Annotated in this window: 23 protein-coding genes and 1 other RNA gene; 8 read left to right on the top strand and 16 right to left on the bottom strand. The window is 41.1% G+C overall.

The features are described 5' to 3' along the window. Positions 1-155: 155 nt before the first annotated feature. From arsJ to L3V25_RS11385, 5 genes are all read right to left on the bottom strand, one after another. The gene (gene arsJ, locus L3V25_RS11405) at positions 156-1,388 is read right to left on the bottom strand and encodes an organoarsenical effux MFS transporter ArsJ (RefSeq protein ID WP_237295464.1); all 1,233 of its coding nucleotides are present in this window, start codon (positions 1,386-1,388) and stop codon (positions 156-158) included. Between the two features lie 86 nt (positions 1,389-1,474). Further along, a complete protein-coding gene (locus tag L3V25_RS11400; protein ID WP_237295463.1) occupies positions 1,475-1,978 on the bottom strand; it encodes a cyclin-dependent kinase inhibitor 3 family protein in 504 nt (167 codons plus the stop codon). 12 nt (positions 1,979-1,990) lie between these two features. Then, positions 1,991-2,992 carry an ArsJ-associated glyceraldehyde-3-phosphate dehydrogenase gene (locus tag L3V25_RS11395; RefSeq protein WP_237295462.1) on the bottom strand — a complete coding sequence of 334 codons (1,002 nt, stop codon included), beginning with the start codon at positions 2,990-2,992 and terminating at the stop codon, positions 1,991-1,993. 11 nt (positions 2,993-3,003) lie between these two features. Then, positions 3,004-3,345 (bottom strand): metalloregulator ArsR/SmtB family transcription factor, encoded by a 342-nt coding sequence (locus tag L3V25_RS11390; RefSeq protein WP_237295461.1) that lies wholly within the window; start codon positions 3,343-3,345, stop codon positions 3,004-3,006. Positions 3,346-3,428: 83 nt separating this feature from the next. Further along, entirely contained in the window at positions 3,429-3,803 is a 375-nt protein-coding gene (locus tag L3V25_RS11385; protein WP_237295460.1) for a hypothetical protein, read from the bottom strand. Between the two features lie 160 nt (positions 3,804-3,963). On the opposite strand from L3V25_RS11385, the gene L3V25_RS11380 reads away from it, so the two are divergent. The 5 genes from L3V25_RS11380 (at position 3,964) to phoU (ending at position 8,401) form a co-directional block, all read left to right on the top strand. Next, on the top strand, positions 3,964-4,956 hold the full coding sequence (locus L3V25_RS11380; protein WP_237295459.1) for a PstS family phosphate ABC transporter substrate-binding protein: 993 nt from the start codon (positions 3,964-3,966) through the stop codon (positions 4,954-4,956). Positions 4,957-5,023: 67 nt separating this feature from the next. Continuing rightward, entirely contained in the window at positions 5,024-5,956 is a 933-nt protein-coding gene (gene pstC, locus L3V25_RS11375; RefSeq protein WP_237295458.1) for a phosphate ABC transporter permease subunit PstC, read from the top strand. After that, positions 5,956-6,876: a phosphate ABC transporter permease PstA gene (pstA, locus tag L3V25_RS11370; protein WP_237295457.1), complete on the top strand. Its 921-nt coding sequence runs from the start codon at positions 5,956-5,958 to the stop codon at positions 6,874-6,876. The genes pstC and pstA overlap by 1 nt, the downstream gene beginning before the upstream one ends. A 13-nt stretch (positions 6,877-6,889) precedes the next feature. Beyond that, positions 6,890-7,744, top strand: coding sequence for a phosphate ABC transporter ATP-binding protein PstB (gene pstB, locus L3V25_RS11365; protein ID WP_237295456.1), 855 nt, complete (start codon positions 6,890-6,892; stop codon positions 7,742-7,744). Positions 7,745-7,753: 9 nt separating this feature from the next. Beyond that, positions 7,754-8,401, top strand: a complete 648-nt coding sequence (gene phoU / locus L3V25_RS11360) for a phosphate signaling complex protein PhoU (RefSeq protein ID WP_237295455.1) — start codon at positions 7,754-7,756, stop codon at positions 8,399-8,401. Positions 8,402-8,500: 99 nt separating this feature from the next. Here the strand turns inward: phoU and L3V25_RS11355 are convergent, their stop codons facing one another. The 6 genes from L3V25_RS11355 to L3V25_RS11330 all read right to left on the bottom strand — a co-directional run bounded on the left by L3V25_RS11355 (position 8,501) and on the right by L3V25_RS11330 (position 13,989). Then, positions 8,501-8,803 carry a metalloregulator ArsR/SmtB family transcription factor gene (locus L3V25_RS11355; protein WP_237295963.1) on the bottom strand — a complete coding sequence of 101 codons (303 nt, stop codon included), beginning with the start codon at positions 8,801-8,803 and terminating at the stop codon, positions 8,501-8,503. 86 nt (positions 8,804-8,889) lie between these two features. Next, the gene (locus tag L3V25_RS11350) at positions 8,890-10,020 is read right to left on the bottom strand and encodes a permease (RefSeq protein WP_237295454.1); all 1,131 of its coding nucleotides are present in this window, start codon (positions 10,018-10,020) and stop codon (positions 8,890-8,892) included. A gap of 274 nt (positions 10,021-10,294) precedes the next feature. Next, positions 10,295-12,043 (bottom strand): arsenical pump-driving ATPase, encoded by a 1,749-nt coding sequence (gene arsA, locus L3V25_RS11345; RefSeq protein WP_237295453.1) that lies wholly within the window; start codon positions 12,041-12,043, stop codon positions 10,295-10,297. Between the two features lie 9 nt (positions 12,044-12,052). After that, entirely contained in the window at positions 12,053-12,439 is a 387-nt protein-coding gene (gene arsD / locus L3V25_RS11340) for an arsenite efflux transporter metallochaperone ArsD (RefSeq protein WP_237295452.1), read from the bottom strand. Positions 12,440-12,503: 64 nt separating this feature from the next. Beyond that, on the bottom strand, positions 12,504-13,562 hold the full coding sequence (arsB, locus tag L3V25_RS11335; RefSeq protein WP_237295451.1) for an ACR3 family arsenite efflux transporter: 1,059 nt from the start codon (positions 13,560-13,562) through the stop codon (positions 12,504-12,506). A gap of 106 nt (positions 13,563-13,668) precedes the next feature. Continuing rightward, complete coding sequence (locus L3V25_RS11330) at positions 13,669-13,989, bottom strand: metalloregulator ArsR/SmtB family transcription factor (RefSeq protein ID WP_237295450.1); 321 nt, start codon at positions 13,987-13,989, stop codon at positions 13,669-13,671. 328 nt (positions 13,990-14,317) lie between these two features. Between L3V25_RS11330 and L3V25_RS11325 the strand changes: the two genes are divergently transcribed. Next, complete coding sequence (locus L3V25_RS11325) at positions 14,318-14,770, top strand: septal ring lytic transglycosylase RlpA family protein (protein ID WP_237295962.1); 453 nt, start codon at positions 14,318-14,320, stop codon at positions 14,768-14,770. A gap of 139 nt (positions 14,771-14,909) precedes the next feature. Here the strand turns inward: L3V25_RS11325 and L3V25_RS11320 are convergent, their stop codons facing one another. Both L3V25_RS11320 and L3V25_RS11315 read right to left on the bottom strand, forming a co-directional pair. Next, positions 14,910-15,524: an HAD-IA family hydrolase gene (locus L3V25_RS11320; protein WP_237295449.1), complete on the bottom strand. Its 615-nt coding sequence runs from the start codon at positions 15,522-15,524 to the stop codon at positions 14,910-14,912. Position 15,525: 1 nt separating this feature from the next. After that, positions 15,526-15,750: a hypothetical protein gene (locus tag L3V25_RS11315; RefSeq protein ID WP_237295448.1), complete on the bottom strand. Its 225-nt coding sequence runs from the start codon at positions 15,748-15,750 to the stop codon at positions 15,526-15,528. Positions 15,751-15,848: 98 nt separating this feature from the next. Between L3V25_RS11315 and L3V25_RS11310 the strand changes: the two genes are divergently transcribed. Next, the gene (locus L3V25_RS11310; protein WP_237295447.1) at positions 15,849-16,712 is read left to right on the top strand and encodes a LysR family transcriptional regulator; all 864 of its coding nucleotides are present in this window, start codon (positions 15,849-15,851) and stop codon (positions 16,710-16,712) included. Between the two features lie 226 nt (positions 16,713-16,938). On the opposite strand, the gene ffs is transcribed toward L3V25_RS11310, so the two are convergent. Together ffs and L3V25_RS11300 are read right to left on the bottom strand one after the other, a co-directional pair. Continuing rightward, an RNA gene (gene ffs / locus L3V25_RS11305) (signal recognition particle sRNA small type) lies at positions 16,939-17,035 on the bottom strand. A 123-nt stretch (positions 17,036-17,158) separates the two neighbouring features. Continuing rightward, the gene (locus tag L3V25_RS11300; RefSeq protein ID WP_237295446.1) at positions 17,159-19,150 is read right to left on the bottom strand and encodes a GGDEF domain-containing protein; all 1,992 of its coding nucleotides are present in this window, start codon (positions 19,148-19,150) and stop codon (positions 17,159-17,161) included. 143 nt (positions 19,151-19,293) lie between these two features. On the opposite strand from L3V25_RS11300, the gene L3V25_RS11295 reads away from it, so the two are divergent. Further along, positions 19,294-19,596 carry an MGMT family protein gene (locus L3V25_RS11295; protein ID WP_237295445.1) on the top strand — a complete coding sequence of 101 codons (303 nt, stop codon included), beginning with the start codon at positions 19,294-19,296 and terminating at the stop codon, positions 19,594-19,596. 78 nt (positions 19,597-19,674) lie between these two features. On the opposite strand, the gene L3V25_RS11290 is transcribed toward L3V25_RS11295, so the two are convergent. Next, on the bottom strand, positions 19,675-20,124 hold the full coding sequence (locus L3V25_RS11290; protein ID WP_237295444.1) for a YbaY family lipoprotein: 450 nt from the start codon (positions 20,122-20,124) through the stop codon (positions 19,675-19,677). Positions 20,125-20,206: the final 82 nt, after the last annotated feature.

Genomic DNA, 20,206 nt, shown 5'->3' with positions numbered 1-20,206 from the left:
TGTAATAGGATGCAATTACCTTGAATTTTTTGTGGGTAATGTAACTTTTATAAAGGTGCTTTTAGGAGGAACCTGGGAGGAGGTGTCTGTTTTTAATCAAAAAATAAGGCAGGTACACCAAGTACACCTGCCTTACTAGATTCTGATTGATAACATTACTGCTGTGCGAGTTTTTGATTCGTTCTACTCGGCAGCCAAAATGAAATGAGAGTCGTTAACGCTAAGAAAGTGAATGATACCCACAAGCAAGCGGCAAATCCCCAAGTTTGGAATACCCAGCCAGATAAGATAGTACCGATTAAACGTCCCATCGCATTGGCCATGTAATAGAAGCCAACATCTAAAGAAACGCCATCACCCTTGGCATAACTCACGATCAAATAAGAATGCAGCGATGAGTTTACCGCAAATACTGCGCCAAATATCATCAAGCCAATCACAATAACTAGCTCAGGGTTCCATTGCATTTGCACGCTGTATGCAATTAATCCCGTTATTGCAGAAAGTGCAAAAGCCCAGATAATCGCTGATTTTCCATCTGGAACTTGTCCTGATTTTGCTCCGGTTATCTTAGGTGCAAAACCTTGAACGAAACCATAAGCTATTACCCATAAGGCAAGGAAACCACCAACCGAGCTATGATCCCAGCCAAATACGCTTCCTAAGTAAATCGGTAGTGCAATAACAAACCAAACGTCACGGGCGCCGAATAAAAACATACGCGCCGCAGACAACACGTTAACGCTGCTAGATTTAGAAAAAATCTCCGAGAACTTAGGTTTAACTTTCGCTTTACCTAAATCGGCTTTTAAGAAGATCAAGCTCATGATAAAGACTAAAAGCAACACACCTGCCATCGCTGCAACCGCATATTGGAAACCAATTAAAGACAGTAAGGCACCACCGATGAAGAAACCGACACCTTTTAAGGCATTTTTAGAGCCGGTGAGAATGGCGATCCACTTATACAACGCCCCTTGTGCATTTTCAGGCACTAAGGTCTTGATCGAGCTTTTAGCACTCATTTTATTCAAGTCTTTGGCAATGCCCGATAAGGCTTGCGCGGCCATCACCCAAGGAATGGTTAACCATACACTCGGCACCGCCAACATAGCCAAAGCCACTATCTGCATGCCTAGCCCTATATTCATGGTTCTATTTAAGCCTAGCCTTGCCCCTAACCAACCACCGATTAGGTTCGTGACCACACCAAAGAATTCATAAAACAAAAATAAAGAAGCAATCTCTAATGTGGAATAGCCTAAATCATAGAAATACAACACAACCAACATACGCAATGCGCCATCGGTAATGGTGAAGTTCCAGTAATTAAAGGTCACCAACATGTACTGACGGATATTTTGATTAATTTGAGACAGCATAATCATTCTCTTTAAAAAAAGAGCCACCCAAAGAAGGCAGCTCTTTTGGTTTTATTAATTATTAAAAATTAATTGATCAAACCAGCGTTGAATTAAGCAACAGATTTTGCAAACTGATTGATATAGTCAATTTGAATTTGTTTGGTAAAAGCGCCCGGTCTTAATGCTTGAACTTGAGAAATAATTTCAGGTAATTCCCAATCTTTTTCTAATAAAAGGTGAGCCGCTAATAAACCAGTACGGCCAGAACCACCCATGCAATGAAGTGCGACTTTTTCACCGTTATTTACCGCTTTATGTAAAGAAGGTGCAAGGTGCTTCCAGCGAGCATGAAAGGCTTCATCTGGTGCGCGATCATCTTCAATTGGCGCGTTAAACCATTGCAGGCCGGCTTTTTCGACTTCTTCTGGTAAGTGTTCAACGCCAGCTTCTTGCATCTCTTTAACACTTAAAGCGGTAACGATAATGCTCACCCCTTGAGATTTAAGCTGTGCAATACTCTCAGCAAGCTCAACACCTTTTGTTCCAGGACAAGGCGTTAATACTAGCCCTGCATTATCCACTTCAAGTGGTAGTAACCATGTTGGATGCGTCATAACAAACTTTCCTTATGCTAGGCCAACTTTACGAACCAATTCTGCAGTACGCGTTGCGTAACCCATTTCATTGTCATACCAAGCGTAGATTTTCACCATGCGTTTACCGACAACCATAGTAGACAAGGCATCAACAATTGTTGAACGTTGGTCGCCTTTATAATCAATCGAAACCAATGGACGAGCTTCAAAACCAAGAATGCCTTCAAGTTCATTTTCAGACGCTTCTTTTAGTAATGCATTGACCTCTTCAACCGTGGTATCACGCTCAACATCAAAAATAATGTCGGTTAATGATGCGTTAGCCAGTGGAACGCGAACCGCATGGCCGTCAATTTTGCCGGCTAAATCAGGGAAGATTTCAACAATCGCTTTTGCCGAACCAGTAGTGGTTGGGATCAAACTCATGCCACAGGCGCGAGCACGACGAAGGTCTTTATGGGGTGCATCCAAAATGGTTTGAGTATTGGTTAAATCATGAATCGTAGTGAAAGAGGATTGAGCGATGCCCAATTTTTCATGGATCACTTTTACCACAGGCGCAATACAGTTAGTGGTACAAGACGCCGCGGTTACGATTTGATGTTTTGCCGGTTCAAAAATATGATCGTTCACACCGACAACGATGTTAGCAATACCTTCTTCTTTTACTGGTGCTGAAACCACAACACGCTTAACACCTTGTGCTAAATATTGATTAAGAAATTCTGTTTTACGGTGAACGCCCGTCGCTTCGATCACGACATCACAGCCTGACCAATCAACCGCATCAATGGCTTTTTCTTTTGTGGTTTGAATCGTCTGACCATTGATAACAATCGTATTGCCTTCGCTAGTCACTTCATGGTGCCAACGGCCCTGTACAGAATCAAATTCTAGTAAATGCGCAAGCGTTGCTGCATCCCCTGCCACATCATTAATTTGTACAAATTCAATTTCAGGCCAATCAAACGATGCTCTTAACGCTAAACGTCCAATACGACCAAATCCATTTATTCCTACTTTTATAGACATCTTATTTTCCTCTAAACACAGCACTCTGGACGTGATTCCATCTCAGATAAGCGCAAAATATCTTGTTGGTATGCTTTCTTTAAACAGTTAGATTCTGTTAGCCCTTGAATTTGTTTTCTCATCCAGCCAGGTAACTCACTCGACAATCGGTAAAAAACCCATTGACCTTGGCGAACATCAATCACCACTCCGCTTGAACGTAATAACGCTAAATGGCGAGATATTTTCGGCTGGCTTTCATTAAGAGCGAGCGTTAATTCCCCCACGCACACTTGTTTTTCACGAGCAATAATCAGTAAACATCTCACACGAGTTTCGTCTGAAAGTAATTTAAAAAATTGATGAGGCAACATCGCTACACCCTTATATATGAATATGCGTATATATTATTTAATATAAAATAGAAGTCAATAACTAATTCAAACACATTGGAATGTCACGCAACGATGTTAAAACGAGAGACAAAAAAATTGACATTATCTTGCAGGACTTGTGTTGCACTTTTATTGCAGCCAACTTCCCAGTAAATATTCTTGAAGTAGGCTTCCCGCCTTTTCTGGCAGCGGTACATTGCATAATTAATATCAACCACATAATCATAAGCTGGTTCAAGTTCGCTAGTTGGATCAAGAAATGAGTAGCCGAAATAATCGAAGCGCTCTAATTCCATCCCTTCAGATTCCAATTCATCGTCTAACACTTCAAACGAAATGTCATACAAGCTCGCCGATTGTTGATGTAAAAGATGCGCAGCAATTCGAGCCAAGCTTGAATCTGGGTAACTAATAAAATGCACACTTCGCTTATCCATACTTCCCTCTTCGTGAATATCTATCCGTAAAAAAGATATAGCACAAAAAACCATCTACACATACGGACATGCAGATATTTAAATAAAGTGACATAAATGTGTAATAAATGATCGGTAGGGTAACAATCGAAACACAAATGACTAACAAATGGAGACAGTCATGAAACACACGTTATCAACAACTTTAGTTTTATCCTCACTATTAACAGTAAGCCATACAGCCAATGCTCGTGACCTAGTTAAAATCGATGGTTCAAGTACCGTTTTCCCTATCACTGAAGCAATGGCAGAAGAGTTCCAAATTGCTGAGAAAGGCAAAACAATGGTGACTGTAGGTATCTCTGGTACTGGCGGTGGTTTTAAAAAGTTTTGTCGTGGTGAAACTGATATTTCTAATGCTTCACGCCCAATTAAAGATTCTGAACGTAAACTTTGTGAAGAAAATGGCGTTGAATTTATCGAACTTCCAGCCGCTCTTGATGCGTTAACTGTTGTTATCAACCCTGAAAATGACTGGGTAAAACAACTGAATGTTGAAGACCTTAAAAAAGCATGGGAACCCGCAGCTCAAGGTAAGATTACTTCTTGGAAGCAAATGAACCCAGATTTCCCAGACCGCCCATTAAAACTTTTTGGTCCAGGTACTGACTCAGGTACTTACGACTACTTCCTTGAAGCGGTTGTGGAAGGAAAATCAAGCCGTGGTGACTTCACTGCAACAGAAGATGACAACATCATCGTACAAGGTGTTGCTAACGATGTAGAAGCATTAGGTTTCTTCGGTCTAGCTTACTTTGAAGAAAACAAAGACAAGCTAAAAGCCGCTCCTATTAGCTGGAAAGGTGGCGCAGCAGTTGAACCAAGTGTTGAGAATGCAAAAAATGCAACTTACCAACCACTATCTCGCCCAATCTTCATCTACGTAAGCAAAAAATCGGCTGATGAGAAAAAGCACGTCGAGCGTTTTGTTGAGTTCTACATGGATGAAAAAGAAGCGGCTAAGTTAGTAAGCGAAGTAGGTTATGTACCTCTTCCAGAAAAAGCTTACAAACTGGCTCAAGAGAACTTCAAAAAACGCAGCACAGGTAGTGTATTCCACGGTGCCGAAGTTGGTGTTGGTATCGAAGAGCTTCTCGCTCGCACACCAAAATAATTCGTAATAAAAATCGTATGAGGGCAGTTTTCTGCCCTCTTTGTTGTATCGATTAGGTACTATCTATATGAATAAAACAAACTTAAGCCCAGATAGCATGATGGTTTCAGAAGCATTTCTGAGACGTCGTGCTTTTTGGAATATCGTCAGCCGATATTTATTAATGGCAGCGGCGTTGGCTTCTATCCTAGTCACAGTCGGCATTGTCTATGTATTGATCTCAGAATCCTTACCTTTTTTTGAACACGTCGCACTTTCTGATTTCTTAACTGATACCCAATGGACCCCAATGTTTGAGAATGCTCACTTTGGTGTAATGACATTGGTTTCAGCAACCTTAACCGTTGCAGGTATCGCTCTATTAGTGGCAATTCCGGCCGGTATTGGTTTGGCTATTTACTTAAGTGAATATGCAAGTAATCGAGTAAGAGAAACGGTTAAGCCCTTTTTAGAATTACTTGAAGGCATTCCAACGGTTGTTTACGGTTTCTTTGCTTTACTATTTGTGACCCCTCTTTTACAAGCCATCATTCCTGGGTTATCAGGTTTTAACTTACTGGCTCCGGGTATTGTAATGGGCATTATGATCCTGCCTTACACCGCCTCGGTAAGTGAAGATGCGATGCGCTCTGTTCCTATGCATTTAAGAGAAGCTGGCTACGCGCTGGGTTATTCTCGTTTTAAGGTCGCGCTGCACATCGTAATTCCAGCCGCGTTATCAGGTATTACCGCCGCTTGTATTCTCGGTATGTCTCGCGCAGTAGGTGAAACCATGGTGGTAGCGATTGCTGCCGGACAAAACCCAAGATTTGGTTTCGACCCAACTGAAGGGGCTGCAACTATTACCTCTTTCATCGTACAGATGGCAATGGGTGATTTGCCTCATGGCACGATCGCCTACCAATCCGTATTCGCTGCTGGCTTGGTGCTATTTATCATCACCTTAATTTTCAACATCATTGGTTTCTATCTGCGTCGCAGATTTAGAGAGGTTTACTAATGGCCACTTCATCGCTTCCACTTGAGACAATTGTCAGTAAAAACAAACGAGACGATTTAGTCATCGCATCCATTGGGATATTTATCCTCGTTGTTGCTATGTCTTTGTTGCTCAGCGTTTTTATTGACCTACTCCACACGGGTTTTCCGCGTCTATTTGATCCAAGTTTTTACACCAACTTTCCTTCACGTCACCCAGAACGTGCAGGAATTTTATCGGCATGGGTCGGTACTAGCTTAGTGATGTTAGTGACCGCTTGTATTTCGATTCCTTTAGGGGTTTCTGCTGGTATCTACTTGGAAGAATATGCACCTAAAAACTGGCTAACCAATATTATCGAAATCAATGTCAGTAACTTAGCTGGCGTGCCATCTATCATTTACGGCCTACTCGCTTTAGGTTTGTTCATTTATGGCTTTGGTTTAGGGGAAAGTATTTTAACCGCGGGCCTAGTATTGGCTTTATTGATCTTGCCAGTAATTATCGTTTCGACTCGTGAGTCTATTCGTAGTATCCCACAAGAACTACGTGAAGCCGCTTATGGTTTAGGTGCCGATCAATGGCAAACAGTAAGAATGTATATTATCCCTGCTGCTCGCCCAGGCATCTTAACCGGTACGATTGTTGGCTTAGCGCGTGCGATTGGTGAAGCCGCACCGGTTATTACCATTGGTGCATTAACCTTTATCGCTTTCTTACCTAGCCCTCCAGTGCAAAGCCAATTCCCTTTCATTAATTTTGATTGGTTATCGAGCCCATTTACCTTAATGCCGATTCAGCTATTCAACTGGCTATCTCGCCCGCAAGCAGAATTCCATGTCAATGCAGCCACCACAGGTGTGGTACTGATTGCAATGACCGTAGCAATGAACGGGATTGCTATTTATATCCGCTATCGACTACGTCGTAACTTGAAGTGATAGGAAAAATATTATGACCACACAAACGATGACAGCGCCAACAAGCGACTTAGTTCAACCAAAAGAAGCCGCTGTAGAGAGCAAAACCACATCAACACACACTATTTCAGACACATTACGCGCGGAAGTAAAAGACTTAAGCTTCTGGTATGGCGGTAAAGTTCAAGCATTAAGCGGCATCAACCTACCGATTGCCGATAAAAAGATCACCGCACTTATCGGCCCTTCTGGTTGTGGTAAAAGTACTTTATTGCGCAGCTTTAACCGTATGCATGACTTGTACCCTGGTCACAAGTATCAAGGTGAAATCTTGCTGCATCCAAGCGGTAAAAACTTAATTGAAATGGAGCCCGGTTTAGTTCGCTTAACCGTAGGTATGGTTTTCCAAAAACCTAACCCATTCCCGAAAAGTATTTACGAGAATGTTGTCGCAGGGCTTCGCATTCGAGGCATCACAAAAAAAGCGGAACTGGATGAACGAGTGGAATCATCTTTACGTGGTGCAGCGCTTTGGGATGAAGTGAAAGATCGCCTACATACTTCGGCTTATGGCTTATCTGGCGGACAACAACAACGCTTATGTATTGCCCGCGCACTAGCCCCTAAGCCTGATTTGTTATTACTTGATGAACCGACTTCGGCACTGGACCCAATCGCAACAGCAAAAATTGAAGACTTGCTCAGCGATTTACACAAAGAAACCACGGTCGTTATCGTGACACATAACATGCAACAGGCTGCACGTATTTCTCATTACACTGCTTATATGCACATGGGTGAAATGGTTGAGTTTGCTCCAACCGACAATTTATTCCGCTCACCACAAAAAGAGAAAACACGCGATTACATTACAGGACGATTTGGTTAGGAATACATTATGAGTGCCCATATATTTAAAAAGTTTGATCAAGATTTAGCTGAAATACAAGCAACCGTCAATCAATTGGCGAATAGCGTTCTTCAAGAGTTCGAGCAAGCACTTCAGGTCTTTGACATTCCAGATAAAGATCTTGCTAATGAAGTGGTAGAGCAAGATAAATTTGCCAACCAGTGTTTAGCTTCTATTGAATTTTACGGTGAGAAAGTACTGTCTCGTCAGCATGTCGTCGCAGATGATTTACGTTTTATTCTGTGCTCTATGCGCATGGCGCCTCGTCTAGAGCGTATCGGTGATTATGCCAAATCGATGGCAATCAAATCGAGCCGTTTTAAACATGCCATCAGCCCTCAACGTAATGAAGAATTTCATAACATGCATACTCAACTAATGGATATGCTGAACAATGTTATTCAAGCCTACAATGATAAAAACTATTCACAAGCAGGCGTTGTTTGGAAAGGTGATGATGAGTTAGATAGCCAATATAAAGCGCTTTATACGTCTTTATTAGAAGAGCTTGGCAATAGCAATACTGCACCAAAACAACAAGTTGAATTGTTATTTATCGCCAAAGGCTTAGAACGTGCTGGTGACCATATCAGTGATATCGCAAAAGATGTCCAGTTTATGGTGAAAGGTAAATAAACAAAGTAATTGGAGTGGTCACTTCAAGTGCCAAAGCTCTAAATATTAAGGGGTCACTCATCAAAGTGACCCCTTATTCTATCTGCTAATAATAAAAAACTAATCTTCTGACCCTCGTTCATCGACACAGCATTCATCTTGCAGATAACCGATCACGCTTTGTAAAACTTCATATTCCGCGACACAATATAAAACGGTGCCTTCACGTCTTTGGGTGATCAAACCGGCTGAAATTAGCGCAGAGATATGATGAGAAAGCGTTGAGTTTGGAACCTCTAACCTTTCTTGAATTTTCCCTACCGCAATACCTTGATAACCCGCCTTTACCACCGTGTTATAAATCATTAACCGTGTGGCATGCCCGAGTTCTTTCAACGTTTTTGCAATCGCTTCAATTTCCATCACTTCTTCGCCATAAGTTAAATGTTTAAATAGTCAAAATCTATATACCTAAGTCCGACAGGTAGAGTCAAAGTACGAAGGGTATATTAACCAAAAATAAAGTTATAAAGTAACCCTGCACCAATCGCCATGCTTAATATTACTGTTAAAAATGCCGCTATCATCTGATTTTTAAAGATAGATTTAAGCAAAATAACTTCTGTTAGACTCGCGCCTGCACTACCAATAATCAAGGCCATCACCGAACCTAACGCCATTCCCTTTTTCACTAATGCCGCACTTAATGGAATAACCGCTTCCGCACGAATATACAGAGGAATACCTATCACTGCCGCGACAGGAATGGCATACCATTTGTTTGCACCCGCATACTCCACGATAAATTCCGTTGGAATAAAGCCATAGATAAATGAGCCAATCGCGATCCCCAAGATTAGATATGGCAACACTTGCTTAAAATCTTTCCACGTTGATAACCATATTCTCATCCAACGGCTAAGCGGCTTAGTCTCGGGTAAGGTTTCGGCATTATTGGCAGAACAACACGAACTACTATTCGATGCAACTGCAACTTTGGGTTGGGGCTTAATCCTTGCTTCTTCAATATTTACTGCTTCAACTTTACTGCAACAGCTCACCTCTTCTACCTTGGTAACTGGCTCAGGTTGTGCGCAACATGATGTTTTCGGGCTTGCTTCCACAGATGAACAGCTGCTTTGCTGATTATTTGAATTAGTCGCACATCCTGACGTTTCATGGGATTGATACGCTTCTGGTTTGATATAACGCTCAAAACCCAGTTTTTCCAGTAGATAACCCGAAGCTATCGATACCGTCATCGCAACAGCAAAGTAAAATACTGCTACTTGCCAACCAAAGGTAATAAAAAACAGCCCGATAATCACAGGGTTTAGCAATGGGCTAGCAAATAGAAATACCATCATTGGCCCAAAACCGGCACGAGCACGTAACAAACCTTTTAAAAATGGGATCGTCGAACAAGAGCAAAATGGCGTAATAGAACCAAGTAATGCCGCAATGAAATACCCCTTCCCTTTACGCGAGCTCAGTATGGCTTGAATTTTTTCAGGCGTCAGAAACTCTTGCAGCACACCAACCAAATAGCTGATGGCCAAAAAGAGCACGATTAGCTCAGCGGCTAAAAGGACAAACATATCTAAAGCATCATGCGCCATGCCAATAAATTCATTACTCACAGTACTACCCCTTTATATTTCCAATATTCCGGAAATATAGTAATTGTGAAGATATTAATCAAGGGTTATTTCTATAAATACCGAAATAAAAACAGGTAAGAATCTGAGTAGGTAGGAGATTTAATTAGTCACGGAAGAGGTTAAATGAAAGGAAAAACAATCGATAGTAAAACACCACTTCAAGCTGTTTGTGATCAACACATTCACAGCCCAAAATGGTGTTCATTACTTTATGAGAAAAGCCTCGATACCCAAATCACTTGGGTATATAAACTCATTTCGTCATTTGGCTAAGCGCGTCTAAACCCACCGGATCTTTGACTAACATTGGAACCAACGCTAATCGTGATGCATATTGCTGCACTAAACCGATTTGATGGCGTTCTTGACTAGCTCTTTGTTGTAGTAATGGTGATGTCGTTTCAGCAACCGATAATGCATTGTTCACTACCCAACCCCACGGATGAATACCTGCGCGAGCAAGATCATCTTGCAAGTGCTTAGCTTCTAATACCGGAGTCGTTTCCGCTAAGGTCGCAATTAATACTTTGGTGCGTTCTGGGTCTTGCAACTGCATCAATGGCGTGGTGAAACGTTGTTTTTCACCCATCTTTTTCTCGATTTCTTTATGGTATGCACCTGTCGCATCAAGTAAAAGAAGTGTGTGCCCTGTTGGTGCGGGATCCATAACGACAAAACGACGGCCTGATTCTCGGATCGCTCGTGAAAACGCCTGAAAAATAGCAATCTCTTCTGTACAAGGAGATCGTAAGTCTTCTTCAAGTAAAGCTCTTTCAGAGTCACTTAAATTTTGACCTTTGGTTTCCAACACATGTTGGCGGTAACGTTCAGTTTCTTCTACAGGATCAATACGACTCACTTGTAAGTTTTCAAGTTCGCCTTTTAACGTTGCTTGTAAATGCGCCGCAGGATCGGAAGTCGTTAAGTGAACATCCAGCCCTTTATTAGCTAAACCAACCGCAATTGAAGCCGCTAAGGTGGTTTTACCAACGCCGCCCTTGCCCATTAACATGATTAGACCATGGTCATCCTTCGCTAACTCATCAACCATGGCAGCGAGTGTTTCATCATGTTCAATACTTTGCAGTGATGATTCAGCTGAATCAGACAACGGACAATCCGCTTTCAATAACGAGCTCAGCATTTCAACGCCAACCATATTATTGGCTTTTAGCGTAACCGTATCCATAGATAAAGCTTTCAACGCTTCTGGCAGATTTTGAAGTACTGCTTGTTCGCGCTGACGAATCGCAGCCGCTAATGGATCAGTTAATGCCGCAGATTCTGGCATTACACCATTTACAATTAAGCACTGTTGCTCAATGCCGAGTGAATAAAGCTCTTGATAGGTACGAGCCACTTCATCCAACGCGCCTTGTTGAGCTCTAGCAACCAAGATCAAACGGGTTTGTTGCGGGTTAGATAACAACTCGACCGCATGAGCATATTGCTCACGTTGTTTTTCAAGCCCAGCCATTGGCCCAAGGCAAGAAGCACCTTCTGGATTCGCTTCAATAAAGCTGCTCCATGCTCCTGGCAGTTGCAATAAACGTATTGTGTGTCCGGTTGGCGCAGTATCAAATACAATATGATCAAACTGCTCACTGACTTCTGAATTGGTGAGTAAGCCCGTAAATTCATCAAAGGCCGCAATTTCTGTAGTACATGCGCCAGACAATTGTTCTTCAATACTACGCAAGGCATCACTTGGTAAAATATTTTTTAACGGCCCAACAATACGCTGACGATAATTTTCTGCCGCTTCTTGTGGATCGATTTCAATAGCTGATAAGTTATCAACTTGAGTGATCTTAGTAATGTTATTACCAATCTCTTGATTAAATACCTGAGCTACATTGGAAGCAGGATCGGTACTTACTAACAGTACTCGTTTTCCTGCTTCCACTAAGTTCAATGCCGTCGCACAAGACAACGAGGTTTTACCCACGCCACCTTTACCGGTAAAAAAGAGGTAAGGCGGTAAATTATCTAAAAATTTCATAGCGATCTCCTAACAACAACCTGAAGATTGGCATGACGGTTTTGCCGTTGCCTGCCCTGCTAATGATACCAAGCCAAACCAACTTGCTAGTTCTTCACGAGTCGGATAGCGACCAGATGACACCAATTGATCACCTACGATAAAAGCCGGTAAGTTATCGACACCTTGTTCTTCTAAAAAGGTTTTGATCTTTTCTTCTGTCGCGAAAGCCATCGGTTCCTGAGCAAGATTGAAGCGTTTAATTTCAATGTCTTGCTGTTTCAACCATGCAAGATCAGCAGAAAATTGGATCAGCATTTGGTCAGCATCCACACCACATACGCCACTGCTACAGCAAAGCGCAGGATCATAAATGGCAAGGCTTTTCTTTTGGGTAACAACACTATTAATTTTCATGGTGAACTCGCTTAATAACCAAAATTAAATAAAACGCCACACGGTTTAAGGTGTGGCGAGAGGTTTAGTAATTCTTCTTCATTCTCAATGCGACATTAACCAGCGCAATCAATACTGGCACTTCAACTAGAGGCCCGATTACACCAACAAAGGCTTGGTCTGAATTAATGCCAAATACGGCAATCGCCACAGCAATCGCTAATTCGAAGTTGTTACCTGAAGAGGTAAAAGCAATGGAAGCATTACGGTCGTAAGGAATGCCCAGTTTTTTACCTAGATAGAAGCTCACGAAGAACATCACTAAGAAGTAGATGATAAGCGGTACGGAAACGCGTAATACATCCATTGGCAGTTCGACAATCATTTCACCTTTTAGGCTAAACATAAGAACGATAGTTGCCAGTAATGCAACTAGAGTGATTGGAGAAATACGAGGAATAAAGACTTCGTTGTACCATTGCAGCCCTTTCGACGCGACCAAGATTTTACGGCTTAAGTAGCCCGCTAAAAATGGAATACCAAGGTAGATAAGAACGCTTTCTGCAATGTCTGCAATCGTGATATCAATAGCAAAGCTTTCTAAACCAAAGTAAGGAGGCAATACCGTGATGAATAACCAAGCCATGAAGCTGTATGTCACGATTTGGAAAGCACTGTTTAATGCGACAAGTGTTGCGCCATACTCTTTGTTACCGCCACTAATGTCATTCCACACTAAAACCATTGCAATACAACGCGCGAGACCAATTAAGATCAAACCTGCCATGTAACCTGGGTAGTCACGTAAAAAGATAATGGCTAAGGCAAACATTAAGATTGGACCGACAATCCAGTTCATCACTAATGACAAAGTAATGGCTTTTTTGTCACGCGTTACTTCGCCAAGTAGGCTGTAATCCACTTTTGCTAGCGGTGGGTACATCATTAAGATAAGGCCAATCGCCAATGGGATATTGGTTGACCCCACCGACATGTTTTCATTCCACTGTGCAACGTCAGGATAAACCACCCCGATCGCCACACCAATCGCCATCGCTAGGAAAATCCAAACCGTTAAATAACGATCAAGGAAGCTCATTTTCTTTGCAGCACTTTCGTCACTACAAGCCGTTACGTTTGTCATTTCAAATCCTTAGTATGCAGATTTATCTGAGATTTTATTTCGGTGAGTTTTTGTTTGTTTTTGTCTTTGGGAGTTAGTTACTTAGCTGATTGCGTCTAAGTTGTTATTAAGCTTTTTCGGCTTCAATAACCTGTAATTCTTGTTCAATCATTGGTTGATTGTTGTTTAATGTAAGCTCGAGCACTTGCAAAGCCCATGTCGGTAGCTCGGGGTTGACTCTGTAATGCACCCATTTACCACGGCGATCATCAATCACCAGATTATGCTTTCTTAGCTCAGCAAGATGACGAGAGACTTTAGGTTGGCTTAAGTTAAGTGCGCTCATTAAATCACACACGCACAACTCACCTTTACTTTGCATAAGTAACAAAGACTTCAAGCGAGTTTCTTCTGAAAGGGCTTTATAAAAATATAGAGGTTCAAACATGGATGCTTTACCAATCAACCAAACATGCGAATTATCATATATATGAAATTTCGAATGTCAAGCTGTGTTAATCGGTAAAAGGAAGGAGTGTTTTCTTCTTGAAACTCAGGAACGACTACTAATTACCCCTTTGTGGGGATTACGACCGAATTATCCCCACTAAGGGATTAACTTGACGCTATCAATAACAAAACCTTTCATGGGTATGACTGAAAAAAGCGTGGATCATGGAAACATTGAGGAATCATACTAGAGGATAACTTTTATAGAGGGACTGACTATGCTTAGCTCGATATTGCTGAGTCAACCACGACAAAAACCGAGAAAATTGAAGGCAATAGATTTTCTAAATCACATCAAAAAGCTGAATATTCTTTTTACTTCTCTCCTTCTTATGCTGTTAACCGGATGCAGTTCAACCTCTGCAATCGGCGGATCAAAAACCAAGAATTCTGCCAACTCCCATGCGCTTATTGGCCAAGCCTCTTGGTATGGCGACAGATTCCATGGAAAACTGACCGCAAGTGGTGAGACGTATAATATGAATGCTTACACGTCGGCTCATAAAACCCTGCCATTTGGAACCATAGTGAGAGTAACAAACACAGCCAATAACAAGTCCGTCGATGTGAAAATTAACGATAGAGGTCCCTATGTAAAAGGCCGTGTTATCGATCTTTCTTACCAAGCATTTACACAAATAGGCAACATTAAAAAAGGAACCATACCAGTTAAAATAGAGATTATTGATGATAGTAATACCTTTAGGTATAAGCACTAGTCTCTATTGAATTGGCGCTAAGGTTTTCATAGGCAAAAAAACATTATTCGCATCAACCCTCCCCCGCCCTCCCTTGGCTGTAAATCTTACTGCCAAGTATTTTCCATTGGTAAAGGGAGGGAGTAATGATCGATCGCTTTTATATTTTTAATTCACCACGCTCAAAAATAACATCATCATAGTTTTCAATATGAATTAAACCTTGTTGTTTATAGGATGGATTACCAACACAAACAACAGCGCAACCGGCGGCAATAGCACTATTTATACCAGCATTCGCATCTTCAAACACAATACAGTCATCTGCTTTTGCCTCCAATTTGTCGATTGCAAAAAGATAAGGCTCTGGATTAGGTTTACCATAACAACATTGCTCGGAAGTCACTAATAGCTCAGGGATTGGTAAATCACAAACTTGAAGTTTCTCTATCGCTAGTTTTTTGGTTGCGGACGTCACGATTCCCCAACGGTCTCTTGGGAGGGATAGTAGTAAAGCTTTCGCCCCTTTAACTTCAGTACATAACGAAGACAATTCTAGCTCTTTATGCTCTAGCCACTCAAATTCACGTTGCACATCAGCATTGGGTAGAAACTTTTTAATGATGTCTTGGCCTCTAACCCCATGACAATAAGAAATCACTTCCGAAGGGTTTAGGTTCACTTTGTGGCACCATTCTCCCCATACTGCTTCAATAGTCTTCGTTGAATTGACCAAAGTCCCATCAAGATCAAATAGAAAAAATTTAGTTTTCATATTAGCCTCTTAATAATTGTTTATTTGCCATCGCTTTACCTAATTCATCCCATTGAAAACAATGGCTAAAGATTAGCTTAGCATTTTCTGCATTGTTGGCTTCGATCAAAACCGGCGCTAATACAAAGCCTTGCTTAAACAGACTAAGCATCACTTCTGACGCCTCTTCCTTAGAAATATCCTCTGCAACCGTAATATCGTCTTTAGATAAAATGCAAAATTCCATGATGAACACACTCACTTTTTGATTGAATATGCTTAGTATTTTACCCAACCAAGTGATAACGTATACTGAAAATAAACTAACACCGATAACTTTTGGTTATGAATATAAGTATTAAACAGCTACAAGCAATTGAAACATTGGCCAAAGTGAAAAGCTTTCGAATTGCTTCTCATCAGCTATGCATTTCGCAACCTGCGCTTTCTAAACAAATTAAGAATGTTGAAGATATGTATGGTTTTGACATCTTTATTCGAAGTCCAAATGGGGTAATGCTTTCTTCCCAAGGCGAAATGATGATCAATGAAATTATTAGCTTAAACAATCATATAGCTAAAGTAGATACCTACATCAAAGAGATCGCTCAGGATAATATGGGATCGCTACAAATAGGATTTGGTAAATCTAGCTATGACTTCCTACCCAATATTATTAGAGACTTTAAAGCTCAATATGCCAGTACTCATTTATCTTTACTTGATTTTGCTTCTCATGAACAGGAGGAGAAGCTATTAGTTGGATTGTTAGATATTGCTTTTATGCGAGAGCCTAAAAATTCAAACCTAGAGCGCCTTAAAGTTTCATCTGATGAATTCGTACTTGTCGTATCTAAACACCTTTATCAAAGTGATCAGATAGATTTTTATCTGGATAAGTATGATTTATTAATGCTGACACAGAAAGATAAGTCTGAGATGAACCGGCATATAAAGAGAATATTAGCGGGTAAAAGCATACGTGAAAGCTACATATCCGATGATATTCAAACTATCTTAACATTGATAACGTCCCACGTTGGCGTCTCTATTTTACCAAGAAAATCTATTCTTCAGCATTCAAATGAATTGGTAGTCATCCCCTTTGAACAAGATACTAGCTGGAATATTTATATGGTGTGGGATGCTTTAAGATCATCGAAATCGATAGAAAACTTCGTCCAATATGTAAAAGATTTCATTAGTTAACCTCATCTAGGGGCACCTAAAACTGTGGCCAAATTAAATTGGCCACTGCATTTTCTTTTTTGGAATATGGCAACTACTATTAGATGAAATAGTGAGTAAAGAACTCAGATCGAATTATTTATGGTGTCGGCGAAAAATGAATCGCTGTTCGGAAACGAAGTGATTTTGAGGTAGATACTTTGGATTTTGAAATTTTGCAGGATTTTTTCAAACGCTAGATAGGTGGAAGCCCCAGCCACATCCCGGCACACACGTCATTCGCTGTGGCTGCTCCCTTCCAGGCCTGACCAAGTTCACGAACTAGTATTGCGGGAGGACCAGGGCCTCCATAGATTTTGTATCTTGCTTGCAGTGCAACTCAAGAGTGCGGTGATTATGTCGAATGATGAGAGGCAATGCAAGGTGAATGTTTTATTCTATGCTCGTTTGACTAACATTTCGTCACTTTACTTTCTTGAGCCCGCTTTTGCTGCATACATTTGTTCATCGGCTAAGTGTAATACCGCATCAATTTCCATTAAGTTTTCTCGATGACGAGAGATACCGCATGAAGTATGAACGTTGATTGAGTGCTCAGCATCAATATCAATGGTGAAGCTTTGTAACTGTTCTAATACTGACTTGAGCTTCGCTTCAGAGACATCCCCGACCAACACAAATTCATCACCACCGAGGCGGAATGCCGCTTCCGGCCAGTGAAGCAAAATTAAATAAGCTAGTCGTTTTAATACCGCATCACCTGCTTGGTGCCCGTAGGTATCGTTAATGCCTTTAAATTTATTAACGTCGATATAAACCAAAGTTGTTCTAGTCGGAATACCGCGTGAGTATTTTTGGTATAAGGCTCGGCGATTCTTTAATTTTGTTAGGTTATCGGTAATGGCTTGCTTGTACATAAGCCAAATGGCGAACACCATGAATAAGGTACAAAACGCGAAAATCGCATAGATATGACGTGATGAGGCTTTTTCTTGTTGCAAGATTAAGCGCCAGTTCGGTTTAATATCGTATTGATTAATAATCGATTGAGTATCTACCAATTGATGGGCGGAACTAAATAACTGGGCTAATTTATAGCCTCGTTCGGTTTTGGTGAATGCTACAGTCATCGATGATTTATGAAACACACCAATGCTTAAATCTTCTTCTGTTGAGAAATCAGCAACATTGTCTTGCAGCATTTTATAGTAGTTTTGGCGATTCAGTACCACGTAGTCTACATCACCATTGGCCAGTGCTTGCATCTGCTGTACGCGGTTGGCATATCGGAACAATTTTTGTCCGGGTAGCATATTAGTCAGCAAGGTATCGTAGTAGTCTCCTTTTACGACACTGATTCGCTCTACGACCATTTCAGAAATGGTTTTATAAACGCCCTCTTTATAACCCGAACGTTTTACGATAATGGCCTCTGGCGTAAAGTAAGCTTGGCTGAAATACATCTTATTCAAACGACTGCTCGACATGGTCACTGGGCCGAGAATGTCGATCTTATTATCGAGTAAGTCGTTATACATGCTTGTCCATGATTCATGTGGGTCACTTACCACATCACAGACGAGACCTAGCACTTCGCAGCTTTGATTAAAAATGTCGGCAGTTAAACCAAAAAGCTTGCCATTCTTATCGTATTCAGAGAATTGAATGACATTCTCAAATTTCACTTTAAGTGGTTTACTGCGATCAAACCCAGCTTCCACTACCCGTTTTCTCAATGCTTTTTTACGTACTTCATATTGATACTCATCCATACGCTGGCGGAGTTTTTTCTGCATCTCTGGGCTATGCAAATACGCCACCATCTCTTTCACTAATTGAGTGTGGTAACCTTTTGCGGTTGCGATTCCTACGGGTTGAATCGGCACCTTGCCATTTAGCGCACGGGCATCAAAACCATCTTTCAAGAAAGGTTCTAGTTTAGAAATATTATCGACAACACCATCCACTTCTCCACTACGGATCATTTGTTTAGCGTGTTCGAAATCATCAAACTCAACCACTTTAATATTTGGATGAATGCGTTGAACTAAGTCTTTAAAAATTAAGTTATTGGCAACCGCAATGGTATGAACTTCCTGAACGGAGTGCGGGCTATGGATGCCGTAATTAGTAAACAGGTAGGTATATTCGACATTGGTTGGTTCAGAAATATAGAGATGTTTTGCCCTTTCTTCTGAATAGGTCACATTGGCAGAAAAGTCGGCTTTTTTATTTTTTACTGCCTCTAGAATCGGTGCAAACTGATCAAAATAGAGATAATGAACTTTAAAGTTAAAATGATCAGACAGTTCATCAAAAATGATAATATTACCGATATCATCTGGGCGTGTGGCGACAGTATAGGTCGGCACTGATGTTGACGCGGTTGGCACTTCTGCTGCATAAGTAGGAAGCGAGATTGCAAGCAGCGAAAAGGCAATAGATAGTAGAAGAAACAACACAAACTCCAATGCATAAATAAGAACGCAAAAATCGCAAAACCTATTTATATTGTGAATGATTTTCGAGCAATAATATGACCTCGCATTCTATACGGGTTTAATAATATGTCTACCGAGAATTCAGCGAAAACAATCAAACAATGAGCCAATTTAACCAACAAGTATTTTATATATTAAGCCAGATCCCAGCAGGGAAAGTCAGCAGTTACGGGCGTGTCGCCGAGTACGCAGGCTATCCGGGTTACTCACGTCATGTTGGTAAGTTACTGGCTAATCTGCCAGAAGGTAGTCAATTACCTTGGTTTAGAGTTCTCAATAGCCAAGGACAAATATCACTGAAAGGAGCAGATTTAGAGAGACAGAAACGCCATTTAGAACTAGATGGAATTGAAGTAAGTCACACAGGAAAGGTCAATTTAAGAAAATACCTGTGGCAACCTTAATCTTTTCAGCTATTTAGCCGATTAATAACGATTAAACAACTAGGCCACACACAGGTATTACAGCAATTAGCGTACCAATTAACGAACGCCGATCATGCGTAGTTGAACCGCTTGAGTTTTGTTCTCATCGGTAATCACTGGAGTAACCGTGTCTGTTGTGAAGCGTAGTTTGCCATCGACAGCAATTTTAGCGCGAACGTTGTAACGATGGTTCGGCACAATTTTATTCGCATCATAATCAAGCTTGAATTCAAATGGTACTTGCTTACCGCTGGTCACAAATGAATCTGTCGCTAAGATTTCTGCCGCTTTATCTGCTAGCGAGATATCTTCTAATGTCACTGTCACGACTGCGTTGTCTGGTAGTGCAATACGTTCACGGTAGAACACACTACCTGTAACACTTGCAAGGCTAACCGCTTCGCTTGAGCTTTGTGATTCAGGTGAAGTGTTATCGGTATTTGTGGTGCAACCTGTCATTGCCACTCCCATAATTATTGATGAAACTAACAATAATGACTTTTTCATGCGCTTCCTTAATGAATTATTGTGATGTGAATATCATGCAGTCTTGTAATATCAAGCTCGCATGTTAATAATTGGACAATAC

It is taken from the genome of Vibrio sp. CK2-1 (assembly GCF_021726515.1).
Classification (GTDB): Bacteria; Pseudomonadota; Gammaproteobacteria; order Enterobacterales; family Vibrionaceae; genus Vibrio.
This window is presented reverse-complemented; position numbering and strand designations above follow the sequence as displayed.

Bases quoted from the DNA above. Each gene is read 5' to 3' on its own strand.
- arsA (WP_237295453.1), bottom strand. From the start codon at position 12,043: ATGAAATTTTTAGATAATTTACCGCCTTACCTCTTTTTTACCGGTAAA.
- L3V25_RS11295 (WP_237295445.1), top strand. From the start codon at position 19,294: ATGAGCCAATTTAACCAACAAGTATTTTATATATTAAGCCAGATCCCA.
- L3V25_RS11355 (WP_237295963.1), bottom strand. From the start codon at position 8,803: ATGGAAATTGAAGCGATTGCAAAAACGTTGAAAGAACTCGGGCATGCC.
- arsD (WP_237295452.1), bottom strand. From the start codon at position 12,439: ATGAAAATTAATAGTGTTGTTACCCAAAAGAAAAGCCTTGCCATTTAT.
- L3V25_RS11290 (WP_237295444.1), bottom strand. From the start codon at position 20,124: ATGAAAAAGTCATTATTGTTAGTTTCATCAATAATTATGGGAGTGGCA.
- L3V25_RS11310 (WP_237295447.1), top strand. From the start codon at position 15,849: ATGAATATAAGTATTAAACAGCTACAAGCAATTGAAACATTGGCCAAA.
- phoU (WP_237295455.1), top strand. From the start codon at position 7,754: ATGAGTGCCCATATATTTAAAAAGTTTGATCAAGATTTAGCTGAAATA.
- L3V25_RS11320 (WP_237295449.1), bottom strand. From the start codon at position 15,524: ATGAAAACTAAATTTTTTCTATTTGATCTTGATGGGACTTTGGTCAAT.
- L3V25_RS11315 (WP_237295448.1), bottom strand. From the start codon at position 15,750: ATGGAATTTTGCATTTTATCTAAAGACGATATTACGGTTGCAGAGGAT.
- L3V25_RS11385 (WP_237295460.1), bottom strand. From the start codon at position 3,803: ATGGATAAGCGAAGTGTGCATTTTATTAGTTACCCAGATTCAAGCTTG.
- L3V25_RS11390 (WP_237295461.1), bottom strand. From the start codon at position 3,345: ATGTTGCCTCATCAATTTTTTAAATTACTTTCAGACGAAACTCGTGTG.
- L3V25_RS11400 (WP_237295463.1), bottom strand. From the start codon at position 1,978: ATGACGCATCCAACATGGTTACTACCACTTGAAGTGGATAATGCAGGG.
- L3V25_RS11330 (WP_237295450.1), bottom strand. From the start codon at position 13,989: ATGTTTGAACCTCTATATTTTTATAAAGCCCTTTCAGAAGAAACTCGC.
- pstA (WP_237295457.1), top strand. From the start codon at position 5,956: ATGGCCACTTCATCGCTTCCACTTGAGACAATTGTCAGTAAAAACAAA.
- pstC (WP_237295458.1), top strand. From the start codon at position 5,024: ATGAATAAAACAAACTTAAGCCCAGATAGCATGATGGTTTCAGAAGCA.
- L3V25_RS11395 (WP_237295462.1), bottom strand. From the start codon at position 2,992: ATGTCTATAAAAGTAGGAATAAATGGATTTGGTCGTATTGGACGTTTA.
- pstB (WP_237295456.1), top strand. From the start codon at position 6,890: ATGACCACACAAACGATGACAGCGCCAACAAGCGACTTAGTTCAACCA.
- arsB (WP_237295451.1), bottom strand. From the start codon at position 13,562: ATGACAAACGTAACGGCTTGTAGTGACGAAAGTGCTGCAAAGAAAATG.
- arsJ (WP_237295464.1), bottom strand. From the start codon at position 1,388: ATGATTATGCTGTCTCAAATTAATCAAAATATCCGTCAGTACATGTTG.
- L3V25_RS11380 (WP_237295459.1), top strand. From the start codon at position 3,964: ATGAAACACACGTTATCAACAACTTTAGTTTTATCCTCACTATTAACA.